The sequence below is a fragment of the Ruegeria profundi genome, from assembly GCF_020171505.1.
Lineage (GTDB): Bacteria > Pseudomonadota > Alphaproteobacteria > Rhodobacterales > Rhodobacteraceae > Ruegeria > Ruegeria profundi.
The window spans coordinates 154,416-168,928 of sequence record NZ_JAIUZS010000003.1; the positions used below are offsets into that span (position 1 = coordinate 154,416).

General features: G+C 56.0%; 10 protein-coding genes, 1 tRNA gene and 1 pseudogene. 8 read left to right on the top strand and 4 right to left on the bottom strand.

From position 1 onward, the window contains the following. The first annotated feature begins 86 nt into the window (after positions 1-86). The 3 genes from LCM21_RS06955 to LCM21_RS06965 are packed head-to-tail and all read left to right on the top strand — an operon-like array spanning position 87 to position 4,900. The gene (locus LCM21_RS06955) at positions 87-1,082 is read left to right on the top strand and encodes an HlyD family secretion protein (RefSeq protein ID WP_224889946.1); all 996 of its coding nucleotides are present in this window, start codon (positions 87-89) and stop codon (positions 1,080-1,082) included. Beyond that, complete coding sequence (gene rbbA, locus LCM21_RS06960) at positions 1,079-3,775, top strand: ribosome-associated ATPase/putative transporter RbbA (RefSeq protein WP_224889947.1); 2,697 nt, start codon at positions 1,079-1,081, stop codon at positions 3,773-3,775. The genes LCM21_RS06955 and rbbA overlap by 4 nt, the downstream gene beginning before the upstream one ends. After that, entirely contained in the window at positions 3,776-4,900 is a 1,125-nt protein-coding gene (locus tag LCM21_RS06965) for an ABC transporter permease (protein ID WP_224889948.1), read from the top strand. It abuts the gene before it with no gap. 66 nt (positions 4,901-4,966) lie between these two features. Here the strand turns inward: LCM21_RS06965 and LCM21_RS06970 are convergent, their stop codons facing one another. The 4 genes and pseudogenes from LCM21_RS06970 to LCM21_RS06985 form a co-directional block, all read right to left on the bottom strand. Then, the gene (locus tag LCM21_RS06970; protein WP_224889949.1) at positions 4,967-6,760 is read right to left on the bottom strand and encodes a PHA/PHB synthase family protein; all 1,794 of its coding nucleotides are present in this window, start codon (positions 6,758-6,760) and stop codon (positions 4,967-4,969) included. Between the two features lie 598 nt (positions 6,761-7,358). Then, positions 7,359-7,742 (bottom strand): annotated as a pseudogene (locus LCM21_RS06975) (transposase); the annotation flags it as partial. A gap of 545 nt (positions 7,743-8,287) precedes the next feature. Next, positions 8,288-8,364 (bottom strand) — tRNA-Pro (locus LCM21_RS06980). Between the two features lie 114 nt (positions 8,365-8,478). Further along, the gene (locus LCM21_RS06985; protein ID WP_224889950.1) at positions 8,479-9,594 is read right to left on the bottom strand and encodes a THUMP domain-containing class I SAM-dependent RNA methyltransferase; all 1,116 of its coding nucleotides are present in this window, start codon (positions 9,592-9,594) and stop codon (positions 8,479-8,481) included. 287 nt (positions 9,595-9,881) lie between these two features. Between LCM21_RS06985 and LCM21_RS06990 the strand changes: the two genes are divergently transcribed. From LCM21_RS06990 to nqrE, 5 genes are read left to right on the top strand one after another with little or no spacing between them, the layout of a single operon-like run. Further along, positions 9,882-11,225 (top strand): Na(+)-translocating NADH-quinone reductase subunit A, encoded by a 1,344-nt coding sequence (locus LCM21_RS06990; protein WP_224889951.1) that lies wholly within the window; start codon positions 9,882-9,884, stop codon positions 11,223-11,225. A gap of 5 nt (positions 11,226-11,230) precedes the next feature. Next, the gene (locus tag LCM21_RS06995) at positions 11,231-12,439 is read left to right on the top strand and encodes an NADH:ubiquinone reductase (Na(+)-transporting) subunit B (protein ID WP_224889952.1); all 1,209 of its coding nucleotides are present in this window, start codon (positions 11,231-11,233) and stop codon (positions 12,437-12,439) included. Further along, positions 12,432-13,247, top strand: coding sequence for a Na(+)-translocating NADH-quinone reductase subunit C (locus tag LCM21_RS07000; protein WP_224889953.1), 816 nt, complete (start codon positions 12,432-12,434; stop codon positions 13,245-13,247). Before LCM21_RS06995 ends, LCM21_RS07000 begins: the two co-directional genes overlap by 8 nt. Then, positions 13,247-13,900 (top strand): NADH:ubiquinone reductase (Na(+)-transporting) subunit D, encoded by a 654-nt coding sequence (locus LCM21_RS07005; RefSeq protein ID WP_224889954.1) that lies wholly within the window; start codon positions 13,247-13,249, stop codon positions 13,898-13,900. Before LCM21_RS07000 ends, LCM21_RS07005 begins: the two co-directional genes overlap by 1 nt. Continuing rightward, complete coding sequence (gene nqrE, locus LCM21_RS07010; protein ID WP_224889955.1) at positions 13,900-14,508, top strand: NADH:ubiquinone reductase (Na(+)-transporting) subunit E; 609 nt, start codon at positions 13,900-13,902, stop codon at positions 14,506-14,508. Before LCM21_RS07005 ends, nqrE begins: the two co-directional genes overlap by 1 nt. The last annotated feature ends 5 nt before the right edge of the window (positions 14,509-14,513 follow it).

Here is a 14,513-nt window from a genome sequence, read left to right on the forward strand (position 1 = left end):
CCACATGATTCAGGCTTGATCCATCGCAAAGCCGTCGATTTGGCCGCACGTTAGGGTCTTGTCAAAATCAACCACCTGGAAAAGCTATGAAGCAGAGTTCGCTTATTTATTTTGCTCTGGCTGCGCTCGTGATTACGGGCGGTATAATGTATGCCGTCATTTCCTCGAATGGTGACCAGTTGCCGGATGGTTTTGTTCAGGGAAACGGACGAATTGAGGCCGAGCAGGTCGAGATCGCCCCCACGATCGCGGGACGTGTCGTGAATGTATTGGCGGCCGAAGGTGACATGGTCGCCACCGGGGACATTCTGGCCGAGATGGATGTTGATGAATTGTCGGCGGCATTGGACAGGGCCAAGGCCGAGGTGGCGTTGGCGCGTCAGACCAAGGCGGAAGCCGAGGCGCTTGTTCTGCAACGCCAGAGTGAACAGCGCCGGGCCGAGCAGGAGCTGGATCGCGCAACGGCGTTGCTGGCCGGGCAGAACATCTCTGAAACCGTTTTTGAAGAACGAGAGACCATTCATCAGGTTGCTGAGGCTGTGTTGGGAGCGGCCAAGGCCCGTGTGGCAACCGCAGAAAGCCGTATTGCAGCCTCTGAGGCCGAAGTGCGCCGGATCGAGGCGCAGATCGAAGATAGCCTCCTGCTGGCACCGATGCCCGGTCGCGTGCTTTATCGTCTTGCAGAGCCCGGTGAAGTTGTCGGCGCGGGTGAGCCGATCCTGACCCTTCTCAGCCTCCAGAAGGTGTACATGGAGGTATTTCTTCCAGCTCGCGAAGCCGGACTTTTGCCTATCGGAACCGAGGCGCGGATCGTGCTGGATGCGTTGCCGGACTACGCGATACCTGCATTTGTCAGCTTTGTCTCACCCGAAGCGCAGTTTACACCGAAACAAGTTGAAACTCTGGATGAACGCGAGCAACTGGTGTTTCGCGTCCGCGTTCGCATACCTGAGGATCTGGTCGAAAGCCGGATTGAGCATGTCAAAACCGGTCTTCGCGGCGTAGCCGTGATCCGGGTCGACCAGAGCAGCGCCTGGCCCGAAGCCCTTGAACGGCGCATACCTCAAGAGCTGTTCGAATGAACGCCAAGGTCACTGCGTTGGAAATCCGCGTTGCCGATGTCACGCACAGATATCGAAAGCAAATTGCATTAGAGTCTATTTCCCTGAATATTCCGACCGGCAAGCTTGTTGGTTTCATCGGGCCGGACGGGGTCGGGAAATCCACTTTGCTTAGCTTGATCACCGGCGCAAAAAAGCTGCAATCGGGGTCAATCGACGTTCTGGGCGGATCGATAGACGCACCCGCACATCGCCGCCGCATTTGTCCGGCAATCGCATTCATGCCGCAAGGGTTGGGGCGCAACCTCTATTCTGAGCTTTCGATACGCGAGAATCTGGAGTTCTTTTCGGGCCTTTTCAGTCAAGGGCAAGATGAGCGTGATGCCCGGATTGAGGCGTTGCTATCAGCAACCGGACTTGCGCCTTTTGAGGATCGCCTGATGGGCAAACTCTCTGGCGGGATGAAACAGAAGCTGGGCTTGTGTTGCGCATTGATTCATGACCCGAAACTTCTGGTCTTGGACGAGCCGACAACCGGGGTTGATCCGCTGTCGCGGCGACAGTTCTGGGCTTTGATTGACGCGATCCGGTCCGAAAACCCAAAGCTCTCGGTTCTGGTGTCGACAGCCTACATGGAAGAAGCAGAGAGTTTTGACTGGATCGTCGCGATGGACGCTGGCCGGGTCATCTTTCAAGGGCAACCCACCAGGTTGAAGGGGCACGAAAAGGACCTGGAAACCGCGTATCGACGCTTGCAGGCGCAAGGCGCACCTGCCTTTACGTTGGACGAAAGTCCAGCCCGCCAGATTGAAACAGGCCCGGTGATCATCGCGCGCGGGCTGACCCGGCGCTTTGGCGATTTCACGGCTGTTGACAGCGTGGATTTCTCGATAAAGCGGGGCGAGATTTTCGGGTTCCTCGGATCGAATGGATGCGGCAAATCCACAACGATGAAGATGCTGACAGGTTTGCTGCCTACCAGTTCAGGTGAGGCTTTGCTTTTCGGCAAGCCCGTTGACGCCCGCGATCGGGAAATGCGACGGCAGATCGGATATATGAGCCAGGCCTTCTCGCTTTACGGTGAATTGTCGGTGCTTCAGAATCTTCGGCTGCATGCCCGCGTGTTCGACCTATCTGACCGAGAGGAGCGTATCGCGGAATTGACGGATCGTTTCGGACTAACCGCACATTGCGATATGTTGGCGGCCGCGTTGCCGCTTGGGATCAAACAACGCCTGTCGCTGGCGGTTGCAGTGATCCATCGCCCGCGTGTGCTTATTCTGGATGAACCAACGTCAGGTGTTGACCCAGCGGCACGGGATACGTTTTGGGCTTTGCTTGTTCAGCTTGCGCGCGAAGATTCGGTTACGATATTTGTGTCCACCCATTTCATGCCCGAAGCAGAGCGGTGCGACCGGGTTTCCTTCATGCATGCGGGACGGGTTCTGGCAGAAGGCACACCAGGAGACTTGATCGCCACTGAGGGCGCGGAGAACCTTGAAGAAGCATTCATTTCAATTCTTGAAGCAGAGGAAAAACCAGCGCCAGTTGTTGCGCCAAAAGTGAAGATGAGCGCCCAAACCAAACGTGCACGGGCAAGCTTTGGCTGCGCCTTTGCGTACACGCGGCGTGAGGCCGTCGAAGTTGCCCGTGACCCGGTTCGGCTTGCCTTTGCCTTTCTTGGGTCTGCCATTTTGATGTTGGTCTTTTGCTTTGGCATCACGCTTGACATTGATGAGCTTGATTTCGCAATTCTCGACCTGTCTCAGGGACCCGAAAGCCGGGCCTATGCGGCAGAGTTCGCAGGATCATCTTATTTCAAACCCACACCTCCCCTGGACAGCGCGGCCGAAGGGCGCAGCCGGTTGCAGGCCGGAGACGCCTCGCTGGTTATTGAATTGCCGCCTGACTTTGGCCGTAAGTTGCGGGCGGGAGAAACAACCACCGTTTTGGCCACAGTCGATGGGGCCATTCCGTTCAAAGGTGAGACGGTTGAGGGTTACGTTGCCGGGCTGCACCAGACATTTCTGGATGAGCAGGCCCGCAGCACCGCCAAACACCCGGTTGAGATTGCCAGCATTGAACCTCGGTTTCGCTACAATCAGAGCTTTGAAAGCATAGCTGCAATGGCTCCGGCAATGCCTGCGATCCTGCTTATCATGCTGCCAGCCGTCCTGATGGCGGTCAGTGTAGCGCGAGAGAAGGAATTAGGGTCTGTCGTGAATTTCTATGTCACACCAACGACGCGGCTTGAATTCCTGGTCGGCAAGCAAATCCCATATATTGTGATTGGCTACGCGAATTTCCTGCTCCTCGCCGGGATGACGATTTTCATCTTTGGCGTGCCGCTTAAGGGGGACCCCTTTCCCTTGGCTGTTGGTGCGTTCCTGTATGTCTGGGCGACGACATCCTACGGATTGGTGATTGCCACAATGACATCCAGTCAGGTCGCGGCGACATTTGCGACGGCCATTGCCTCGGTTGTGCCAACCATTCAGTTCTCGGGCCTGTTGCAGCCTGTTTCAACCCTTGAAGGCGGCGCACAGGTGATCGGCTCATTCTGGCCGTCGTCCTATTTTTTGCACCTGAATGTCGGTGCATTTACTAAGGGGCTGGGTTGGGAGGCGCTTGCCCCGGACATTTTGGCGCTGGCCTGTTTCGGGCCGGTGCTGACGCTGATTGCCGTCCTCTGCCTGCGTGCGCAGGAGAAGTGAATGCAGCGCCTTTCCTGCATATTCTGGCTGGGCCTGAAAGAGATGATGAGCCTGCGCCGTGATTGGGTCATGATGGCGTTGCTGGTCTGGTCGTTCACGCTGGCGCCGATCATGGAGGCGACGGGTGTTGCAAGTTCAGTGAACAATGCCTCAATCGCGTTTGCGGACGAGGACAACTCACCGCTTTCCCGCACGCTTTCCACTGCGTTTTTCCCGCCCGAATTCCAGCAGGTTGTTCAGATCGAACCCGGGACCGGCCCTGAGCATATGGATGCGGGGCGCTTCATCTTTGTTGTTGCCATACCGCCGGGGTTTGAGAAGGACCTGCGCGCGCGGCGCCAACCAGAGATCCAGGTACTGATCGACGCCACGGCTATGGAGCAGGCGGGCATTGGCGCCAGCTATATCACCAACATACTGAGCGCCGAGATTTATCGTTTCGCAGCCGGTGTCGATCTCGTCGACGCGCCTCCGGTAGATCTTATCCTGCGAAGCGCCTTCAACCCAAACAGAGATACAGTGCGTTTTGCGGGTATCGTGGCCCTGATCGGCCAGATCATGTGGCTTACGACGATCCTGACCGGTGCTGCCATGATCCGGGAACGAGAGCATGGGACGATAGAACATCTTCTGGCGCTTCCCTTGGCCCCGTTCGATATTGCAATGGCCAAAATCTGGGCCAATGCGGCGGTTGTGCTGATCGCGGCAGGGGTGTCGCTTGTCTTTATCATGCAGGGTGCGTTGGACATTACAATTGCCGGGTCGAAGCCCTTGTTCTTGTTCGGTACTGCTCTCTTTCTGTTTACAGCTACCGCATTGGGGGTTTTCCTTGCCACCATTGCGCGGTCAATGGCGCAGTTTGCGCTTTTGGTTATGCTGATTGTCCTACCCATGCTGATGTTATCAGGTGGCGAGACGCCGGTCGAAGGTCAACCGGCCTGGCTACAGGCTGGGACGCTTTTCCTTCCGTCGCGCCACTATATGTCGGCCAGCCAGGCAATCGTTTTCAAGGGCGCCGGGATTGAAACCGTCTGGCTGGAATTTGCTTCGATGGCGGCATTGGGCCTGGCCTTGCTGATCACAAGCCTGGTCATGTTTCGTAGGTCGATCGCCCGTATGAGCTGACATGATCCGACGATCTGCGAGCGCTCCGTAGTGGGCTGAGCTCTCGGTCCAGCTTTAGCGCCGCTTTCAGGTCTGGTGAACGTAGCTGCCGGGCGCATCAGGCAGCTTATTGGCGCTTCGCCGTTCCCCGCCCATAGGCGGAGGTTTGGCCTCGCCCGTTGAGTGGAGTTTCAGCCAATCAGCCATAGCGGGCCACCACGATCCTTGCCGCACCTCGGCAGTTTCAAACCATTCATCAGGAGATATGTACAGCGCATCAGCCGCCCTGTGATCCTTCCGATAGTGGCGATTCTTGTGCCCCGGCTCGCTCAGGATGCCGCCGTTGTGGCCGCCATTGGTCAGCACAAATGTCAGGTCCCCATCCGTAAACAGCCTGATTTTGTAGACCGACCGCCACGGCGCAATATGGTCGGATTCTGTACCCACCACGAACATGGGAACGCGAATGTCCTTCAGCGCGACAACGCGACCTTCAACGGCGAACCGCCCGGCGCTCAGGCGGTTTTCCAGAAACAGACCCCGCAAGTATTCCGAATGCATTCGCGCAGGCATGCGTGTAGTGTCGTTGTTCCAAACCGTCAGATCCGTCGGTAAGTCCGCCTCGCCCAGAAAATAGCGCCGCACGGCGCGGGCATAAATCAGGTCTTCGGCACGGATGGTCGTAAACGTGCGCGCCATTTGCGGTCGATCCAGACAGCCCTGCAGCCACATAAGATCTTCGACAAACGCAACTTGGCTGTCGTCGATGAAAAGCAACAACTCACCTGCTTCGGCAAAATCGACTTGCGCGGCCATAAGGGTGATGCTGGCCAGCCTGTCATCTCCGTCGCGTTGCATAACGGCAGCGGCAATCGCCAAAAGGGTGCCGCCAAGACAGTATCCATTGATGTGAATCTTTTGACCCGGAACGAATCTCGAAATGGCATCAATCGCCGCCATGACGCCGTTCAGGCGGTAATCCTCTAGGCTGAGATCGGCCTGATCGGCCGTAGGGTTAATCCACGAAATCATAAAAACCGTGAACCCCTGATCAACAAGATAGCGAACCATCGAGTTTTCCGGCGACAAATCAAGCACGTAATATTTCATGATCCAGGCAGGTACGAACAGAATTGGCTCGGCCTGTACGCTGTTGGTGGTAGGTACGTATTGAATCAACTCGAACAGAGCATTGCGGTAGACGACCTTGCCGGGGGTTGCAGCAAGATCTGTGCCAAGCTCGTATCCTTTCGGCGGAAGGTCGTGCTTTTGCGTCACGGCGTGCGTAAAATCTTCCAGGAAATGCGCGCTGCCTTCGATCAGATTGCGACCACCCGTTTGCATGGTACGCCTAATGATTTCAGGATTTGACCACGGGAAATTCGACGGGGATACTAAATCAAGGGCTTGCCGAACCTGAAACTGCGCACGTTCTGCGTCGCGGGGCGCGATACCAGGCATGCTGTCCGTCGCAGCCTGCCACCAGTCCTGAGTACTCAGGAAAGCTTGTTGCCACAGCGAGAATGGGGCTTTCTGCCAGCCCGGATCGCTGAAGCGGTGGTCTTGTGTTCGGGTTTCAAAGGGTGGGGTGGGTTTTGATCCTTCTGCCAATTTGCTGGCATATTCCGAGAGCTTGGCCGTATTCTTTGCAGCATGTTCCACCAGTTCGAACTGACGTCCCGGCGACCGGCTGAGATGAAGGGCCCAATCCATCCAAGTGGCCATGATCGAATGCGGGGAAACCCCTGCTGTGGCACGCGCCATTGCCGCACGCATTGCGCGGTCAAGTTTCTCATACGGGTGGCCCCTGGTACCCGGATCAGGCTCCGCCCGGGTCGTCTTGTCTTCGGCAATCGGTTTGCCTGGAGGCAATTCAGTCATCGGGTTTCTCCGTTCTGGGTCTTGCGCGGTGACACAAATTTATGAACTGCGACCGGTACAATAATCCGCTGCCTGCGTGGTTTTCGTCGTAAAGCACGATTCTCTGGCTTTGGATGAAGACATGTGACGGGAGTGTGCCAACAAATTCTCGCTGGTGAACTGACCCATGTCAATTACCCGTGAAAGCGCCTTAAGCGGTCTTGGAATGGACCGGAAACAAGGCACACAGCGGACGACCTGGCGTCTTGTGGCCAACGGTTCTGTGTTGATCTGCAGAGTATTACAAAAGTGGCGCATCGGTACTGAGACTTCCGCCGTCAAAACCGCCTTAGAGTCCGCCGCCTTGCGAATACCGGGCGCATGGCGCCGCTTTCATCTCACCCATGGAAACGTGATCTGTCGTTTGCCCGATTTATGGTCCCTTGCGGCCACATGCAACCGTTGGAGATGATGAAGAGAGACGGTGCTGGCTCGCTAACAAACGTGGTCAAACTCACAAAGCTCAGACGCCATACACGGCCCCGTCAGCTACCTCTGCCAAGGCGGCTGATGGGAACTGCCTAGCAAAGTTGAGAGTCAGAAGGGTCAGGAATCGTGACCAATAAATGACGGTTGCTGCGAGTGAGATTGCTGTCGGGAAGACCTTGGAACAGCGATTATAGGGGATTGCAACGCGCCGCGTGTATCGGCGTTTGTCGTATCGGACAGCGTTCCTTCGATTTTTTCTGCCTGACATGCCGGCGCGTACACCCTTGTCTTTCAGGGCAACTCTGAACCGATCGACATCATGGCCGCGGTCCCCAAGCAGCCAGTCGAAATCCGGCAGACTGCTCAGCAATGCCCGTGCCCCAATGTAGTCACTGACCTAGCCAGCGGTGACGAACAGACTGAAAAGCCGCCCCCGGCTATCGCACACAGCGTACAATTTGGAATTTATACCGCCCTTGGTTTGGCCTATCAGGCGTCCACGCCTCTTTTTTCGCTCCCATGCTGCTGTCGGGATACATCTCGACCAAAGCTTTCGCTCGATCAAAAGGGTACACCTTCATCAACGCGAGATAGCTGCTTTCATGGTACTTCGATCTGTTCACAGTCAGGATTGCGTTTAAGGATTGTCCGTTTTCAAGTCCGATATTAGCTGCGGAGATGAAGCGAGATTGAGTTTTTTGTAGTCAAGCAATTCGATGACTTGGCCTCCGCATTTGCGACATCAACTTCACGCTTGGAATGCTGGTCATGCCTAAATTGATTTTATTCCGAATGCGGTCATACGAACAGTGAGCCGCGTGATCCCTATCATATCGGGGTGTCCGTAAGCGGACGATTTCGTCGTTTTGCTCGCCTGACAGATTGTGTGTTTCTAAACAACCAACAAGACTCCTAGCTACGGTTTGGAATTCAAGACTTGGTTCGGCCACAGAGCAAAAACTTGGTCGACCTGGCTGCGCATAATCAACGAAACTGTGCGGTCTCACAGTTAAAGGGAACACTGTCAGGCATAGATAGCTGCATTTTCCCTTAAGATATTGGTCGGAGTGAGAGGATTCGAACCTCCGACCCCTGCCTCCCGAAGACAGTGCTCTACCAGGCTGAGCTACACTCCGACCGTGGCGGGTGATCTATACCTGGGTGTTTTGATGTGCAAGAGGGATTCTGAGGGCTGAGACAGGAATTCTTGTAGGTCCGTCAGTCCGCGAAGCCTGTCGTTTGGCGAGCCGTCACGGTAAAGGATCAGTTCGATACAGCCGGATTTTAGTACCGCCATGATCGACAATTGGACCTGCGGGCAGCAAGGGCAGGCGTGTAGCGCGCGCCAAAGATTGACTGCTGGTTACAATGCCCACCCTCCATCCTGTGAACCGCGAGAGTAAAACCTTGCCAAAACTGCCATAAAGCGAGCGCAGACGTTTTTCGTCTCCTATCCTTGCACCGTAGGGCGGGTTGACGATGACAAGCCCCGCCTGACCCGGTGGTGGTTTGATGTCGCTGACAGATCGGCAGAAAAACCGGGTGTTTGCAGCTACCCCAGCGTGTTCGGCATTGGCTTTGGCCGCTTCAATGGCTCCGGCGTTGCGGTCTGATCCAACAAATACCGCGTCAATCTGCGCTTGAGGACTGCCGTCTCGCATCTCAGCCCATCGTTGTGCGTCGAATCCACGCAGATCTTCGAACGCAAAATGGCGTGACCGACCGGGGTTCAGCCCCATCGCCATCTCGGCTGCTTCTATTACGAACGTGCCTGAACCGCACATCGGGTCCAAAACGGGCTCGGACCCGTCAAAGCCACATTCACGCAGAAACATAGCTGCCATTGTTTCGCGCATTGGTGCCTTTGCCACAGCCGGCTTGTGACCACGCTTGTGCAAAGGCTCGCCAGAAGTATCGATCGAGAGGGTGCATATGTCCTTTTCAATACGCAGCAACACACGCAGACCTGCCTCAGTTGAAATTGGTGCCCCCAATGTTTCCGAGATCGCCGTCTCGATCCTCTGACGTGCAGCCCCGGCGTGGTAGATGCGTGACTTTCGACTTGTGGCTTCAACCTTAACTGGTATGTCGGGCCGCAAGAAATCAGACCAAGGGACCTTACGTGCCCGTTTGTCGAGCTGGGCCAGGTGCACCGCGGGAAAACTGGCTATTCGTACCAGAACCTTGTTGACCCCGCGAAGGCTTAGATTGGCGCGCCAGACCTCTGGCCAGTCACCGTGGCACGTTATTCCGCCGGGAACGCGTTTCGCACCCGCGAATCCCTTCTCGACCGCCTCAGCAAGCAAAGGAGCTTCAAGCCCGGGGGTTGCCACCAGAAAATATTCTAGATCGTGCTTTTCGTCCATTGGACGTGCTTACACCGGAAGCAACCCAGGCGCGATATGCAATTTTTTTGCGACAATACATAAAGTATTAAAGGAAATTGACACGGAATGTTCAATTTTGGCGGTAACAGGTTTGCTTTCGGCATAATCCCCGCGTAAAGGGGCCACAATCAGGATTACGCCCGCGGATCACAGACACCTTTCGGCGTTTTTACGACGACTGTGCAGAAGAACCGCGTTATTGTCTGACCCTAACAAGGTGTCGGCAAAGCTGGCGCAGATAAAGAGGCTTGGAAGACCGTAGCGACATGCAAACTTTCAAACTGAAAAAAGGGTTGGAGTTACCGGTGCAGGGTGCGCCTGACCAAACCATTCATCCGGGACCGGAATTCAAGACCGTTGGCGTCTTGGGTGGCGATTACATGGGTCTAAAGCCCCGTATGCTGGTGCAGGAGGGCGAGACGGTACAGCGTGGTACGCCATTGTTCTGCCACAAGGACGCGCCAGAGGCGATGATGGTCGCCCCGATGAGTGGTAAGGTCGTGGCAGTTAACCGTGGCGCACGCCGTGTCCTGCAGAGCGTTGTGATCGAGGTATCAGACCCCAATGATACGGGGTTGGATTTCTCGGGCGTGGGTAATTCGGACAGTGCCGAAGGTGTTACCGAGAAATTGTGTGCGGCGGGTCTGTGGACGTCGTTCCGCACACGGCCCTATTCGAAAATGCCCGAGCCGGGCAGCAAACCGGCAGCGATTTTCGTTACTGCCATGGATAGCGAGCCGCTGGCCGCCGACGCGGCCGTGGTTATCTCGGACGCGGAAGAGGCCTTTACGACTGGCCTTGGCGCGATCACCAAGCTGACCGAGGGCAAAACCTATCTTTGCCACAAGGAGGGTGACAACGTTCCGGGCGCAGATGTTTCTGGGGTTGAGGTGGCGTATTTCTCTGGTCCGCATCCCTCGGGGTTGGCTGGAACGCACATTCATTTCCTCGAACCGCTGACCGGCGACAAAAAGGTCTGGACCATTGGCTTTCAGGATGTGATCGCCATTGGCCGTTTGATGTTGACCGGGCACCTGGATCCAAACATCGTGATTGCGCTAAGCGGTCCGGGCGCGCGGCAACCGCGCTTGATCCGAACCGCGATGGGTGCTTCGACGGATGACCTGACGTCTCACGAAATCAACCTCGATGGGACACCTCGGATCATCTCGGGCTCGATCCTGTCCGGAACGCAGGCCGAAGGTCCGACGGCTTTTCTGGGTCGCTTTGCGCGTCAAATCTGCATCATCCGCGAGGATCACGATCAGATCCCGATGGGTTGGATTCGCCCAATGCCGTCGAAATTCTCGGTTCAGCCGGTGCTGGGTTCGGCCTTCTCGCAAAAGCTTTTCAACCTGACCAGCAACCTGAATGGCGGTCGACGGGCCATGGTTCCAACCGGTACGTTCGAGCGGCTGATGCCGCAGGACTACCTGCCGACGCAGTTGCTGCGCGCACTGCTGGTCATGGATACCGACAGCGCCCAGGCACTCGGTGCGTTGGAACTGGACGAAGAAGATTTGGGTCTTGTCGGCTTTGCGTGCCCGGCAAAATATGAATACGGGCTGGCGCTGCGCGACTGCCTGACAAAAATCGAAAAGGAGGGCTGATCCAAATGGGTTTGCGCAGCTTCTTTGATCGGATTGAGCCGAACTTTACCAAGGGCGGCAGATACGAGAAGTATTTTCCCATCTACGAGATGGTCGAAAGCTTTATTTACACTCCGAAAACCGTGACCACGGTCGCGCCTCATGCGCGGTCATACATCGATATGAAGCGGATCATGACCTATGTCGTGATCGCGACGATTCCCTGCATCCTGTGGGGCATGTACAATACCGGTTATCAGTCCAATGCCGCGATTGTGGCACTTGGTCCGGATTCGGCGACGGGTTGGCGGATTGCGATCCTGCAAGCGTTCGGTATCCCGCTGGATCCTGGTAACGTCTTTGCCAACGTCATGCACGGCTTGATGTACTTCCTTCCGATCTACATCGTGACCCTTGTTGCAGGCGGTATATTCGAGGTGATCTTCGCAACCGTCCGAGGGCATGAGGTAAACGAAGGTTTCCTTGTTACTTCAATGCTTTACACACTGATCATGCCGGCCAGTGCGCCGCTCTGGCAAGTGGCGTTGGGCATCATCTTTGGTGTTGTCATCGGCAAAGAGGTATTCGGCGGCACCGGCAAGAACTTTCTCAACCCCGCTTTGGTGGGTCGGGCCTTTCTGTACTTTGCCTACCCGGCGAATATGTCAGGCGACACGGTCTGGACCCCCGTGGATGGGTTTTCTGGCGCGACTGCACTGTCGGTGTCAGCGTCCCAGGGATATCAGTCTCTGGCTACCGAGGGTCTGACCTGGTGGAACGCGTTTCTTGGCTTGATGCAGGGCAGCTTTGGTGAGACGTCGGCACTGGCCTGCCTGATCGGGTTGGGCTTTCTGCTGATGACGCGTATCGCCAATTACCGCCTGATCGTCGGCTGTCTGGCAGGCACCATTGGCTTTACGCTTCTGCTGAACCTGATCGGTTCGGATACAAACCCGATGTTCGCAATGCCGTGGTACTGGCACCTTGTGGTCGGTGGCTACGCGTTTGGGTTGGCATTCATGGTGACCGAACCGGTCTCGGCCAGTCACACCAACATGGGCCGCTATATCTATGGCGCGCTGATCGGCATCATGGTCGTGATGATCCGCGTAATCAACCCGGCTTTCCCTGAAGGCATGATGCTGGCCATTCTGTTTGGCAACGTCTTCGCTCCGCTCATCGACTATTTCGTGGTTCAGGCCAACATTAAACGGAGGGCGCGCCGCCATGTCTGATACGCAATCCCACGAACCCAAGGGCGCGATCGCAAGGTTTCTGACGGCCTCTCCGGATTCTGTCGGTAAAACGATTTTCATCGCCGTCGCCGTCTGTCTTGTTGCGTCGATGGTCGTATCCTCGGCAGCGGTCAGCCTGCGTCCAGTGCAGGAGGCCAACCGCCTGAAGGATAAGCAGGTTAACGTGCTGCAGGTCGCCGGCGTGTACGAGCCCGGCATAGACGTATCCGAAGCCTTTGCCGCATTCGAGCCGCATGTGCTCGAACTCGCGACAGGTGAGTTTGCTGACGATCAGTTCGACCCGGCCAGCTTTGACGATCTGGCCGCCGCCAGTGACCCAGAGCTGAGCGTGGCATTGGAAAATGATCCGGCAGGCATCGGTCGCAAATCAAAATACCGCGTGATTTACCTGCTACGTGACGATGCGGGCGCGTTGGACAAGGTCATCCTGCCGTTGCACGGCTATGGCCTGTGGTCGACACTCTATGGCTTTATCGCACTGGAAAACAACGGCAACGATATCTTCGGTCTGCAATTCTATCAGCACGGTGAGACGCCGGGCTTGGGCGCCGAGGTCGACAACCCACGCTGGAAAGCGTTGTGGAATGGTAAAAAGCTGCGCGATGACGAAGGAGATTTGCAGATCACGGTCGCCAAGTCGCAACCGGCTGCTGGCCCTGAATATTATGTCGATGCGCTGGCTGGCGCGACGCTGACTTCGGTTGGTGTCGACAACCTTGTGAAATTCTGGATGGGTGATGAGGGCTACGGCCCCTTCCTGGCCAAATTGCAAGCAGGAGAGTTCTGATGTCCCAGACCAAGAGAGAAATGCTGGTCGACCCGCTTGTCGACAACAACCCCATCACCTTGCAAGTGCTTGGCATCTGTTCGGCGTTGGCGGTGACGTCGTCGCTCCAAGTGTCCATCGTAATGGCACTTGCGGTGATCTTCGTGACGTCATTCTCGTCCTTCTTCATCTCGTGCCTGCGCAATCAGATCCCGGGTTCCATCCGGATCATCGTTCAGATGGTGATCATCGCCTCGCTGGTGATCTTGGTGGACCAGATTCTCAAAGCGTACGCCTTCGAGATTTCGAAAACCCTGTCGGTTTTCGTTGGTCTGATCATTACCAACTGTATCGTTATGGGGCGCGCCGAGGCGTTCGCCATGAAAAACCCGCCGGTCGCATCTTTCATCGATGGTGCTGGCAACGGTATGGGCTATGGCCTGATCCTGTTGCTGGTTGGGTTCATTCGTGAGCTGTTCGGTGCCGGGTCACTGTTCGGTGTCACCATCCTGGAAACTGTCAACAATGGCGGCTGGTACGTGCCCAACGGCATGCTGCTGCTGCCCCCATCGGCGTTCTTCATTATCGGTCTGATCATTTGGGCCTTCCGCACATGGAAACCGAAACAGGTAGAAGAACGCGAATATAAAATTCAGCAGGTAGAGGCCCACTGATGGAAGGTCTGATCTCACTGGCTGTAAAGGCCGTCTTTGTCGAAAACCTTGCGCTTAGCTTTTTCCTGGGGATGTGTACTTTCATCGCCGTGTCGAAAAAAATCTCAACCGCGCTGGGGCTGGGTATTTCTGTGATGCTGGTTCAGGCGATCACCGTACCGACCAACAATCTGCTGCTTACCTATCTGCTGAAACCGGGCGCGCTGGCCTGGGCGGGTTTCCCAGACGTGGACCTGACCTTCCTTGGCCTGATTTCATATATCGGCGTGATCGCGGCGATGGTGCAGATTCTGGAGATGATCCTGGATAAGTATTTCCCGCCTCTCTACAATGCACTGGGGATCTTCCTGCCTCTGATCACGGTGAACTGCGCCATCCTGGGTGGCTCGCTGTTCATGGTGGAGCGAGACTACAACTTTGCCGAAGCTACGACTTATGGTCTGTCTTCGGGCTTTGGTTGGGCACTGGCGATCACCGCCATGGCGGGTGTGCGTGAAAAGCTGAAATATTCTGATATTCCAGACGGTTTGCAGGGTTTGGGCATCACGTTTATCACCGCAGGTCTGATGGCGATGGCCTTCATGTCCTTCTCGGGCGTGAAACTGTAAGGAGG

Excerpts from the sequence above, each read along its gene's own strand:
- LCM21_RS06955 (WP_224889946.1), top strand. The coding sequence starts at position 87 with ATGAAGCAGAGTTCGCTTATTTATTTTGCTCTGGCTGCGCTCGTGATT.
- rbbA (WP_224889947.1), top strand. The coding sequence starts at position 1,079 with ATGAACGCCAAGGTCACTGCGTTGGAAATCCGCGTTGCCGATGTCACG.
- LCM21_RS06965 (WP_224889948.1), top strand. The coding sequence starts at position 3,776 with ATGCAGCGCCTTTCCTGCATATTCTGGCTGGGCCTGAAAGAGATGATG.
- LCM21_RS06970 (WP_224889949.1), bottom strand. The coding sequence starts at position 6,760 with ATGACTGAATTGCCTCCAGGCAAACCGATTGCCGAAGACAAGACGACC.
- LCM21_RS06985 (WP_224889950.1), bottom strand. The coding sequence starts at position 9,594 with ATGGACGAAAAGCACGATCTAGAATATTTTCTGGTGGCAACCCCCGGG.
- LCM21_RS06990 (WP_224889951.1), top strand. The coding sequence starts at position 9,882 with ATGCAAACTTTCAAACTGAAAAAAGGGTTGGAGTTACCGGTGCAGGGT.
- LCM21_RS06995 (WP_224889952.1), top strand. The coding sequence starts at position 11,231 with ATGGGTTTGCGCAGCTTCTTTGATCGGATTGAGCCGAACTTTACCAAG.
- LCM21_RS07000 (WP_224889953.1), top strand. The coding sequence starts at position 12,432 with ATGTCTGATACGCAATCCCACGAACCCAAGGGCGCGATCGCAAGGTTT.
- LCM21_RS07005 (WP_224889954.1), top strand. The coding sequence starts at position 13,247 with ATGTCCCAGACCAAGAGAGAAATGCTGGTCGACCCGCTTGTCGACAAC.
- nqrE (WP_224889955.1), top strand. The coding sequence starts at position 13,900 with ATGGAAGGTCTGATCTCACTGGCTGTAAAGGCCGTCTTTGTCGAAAAC.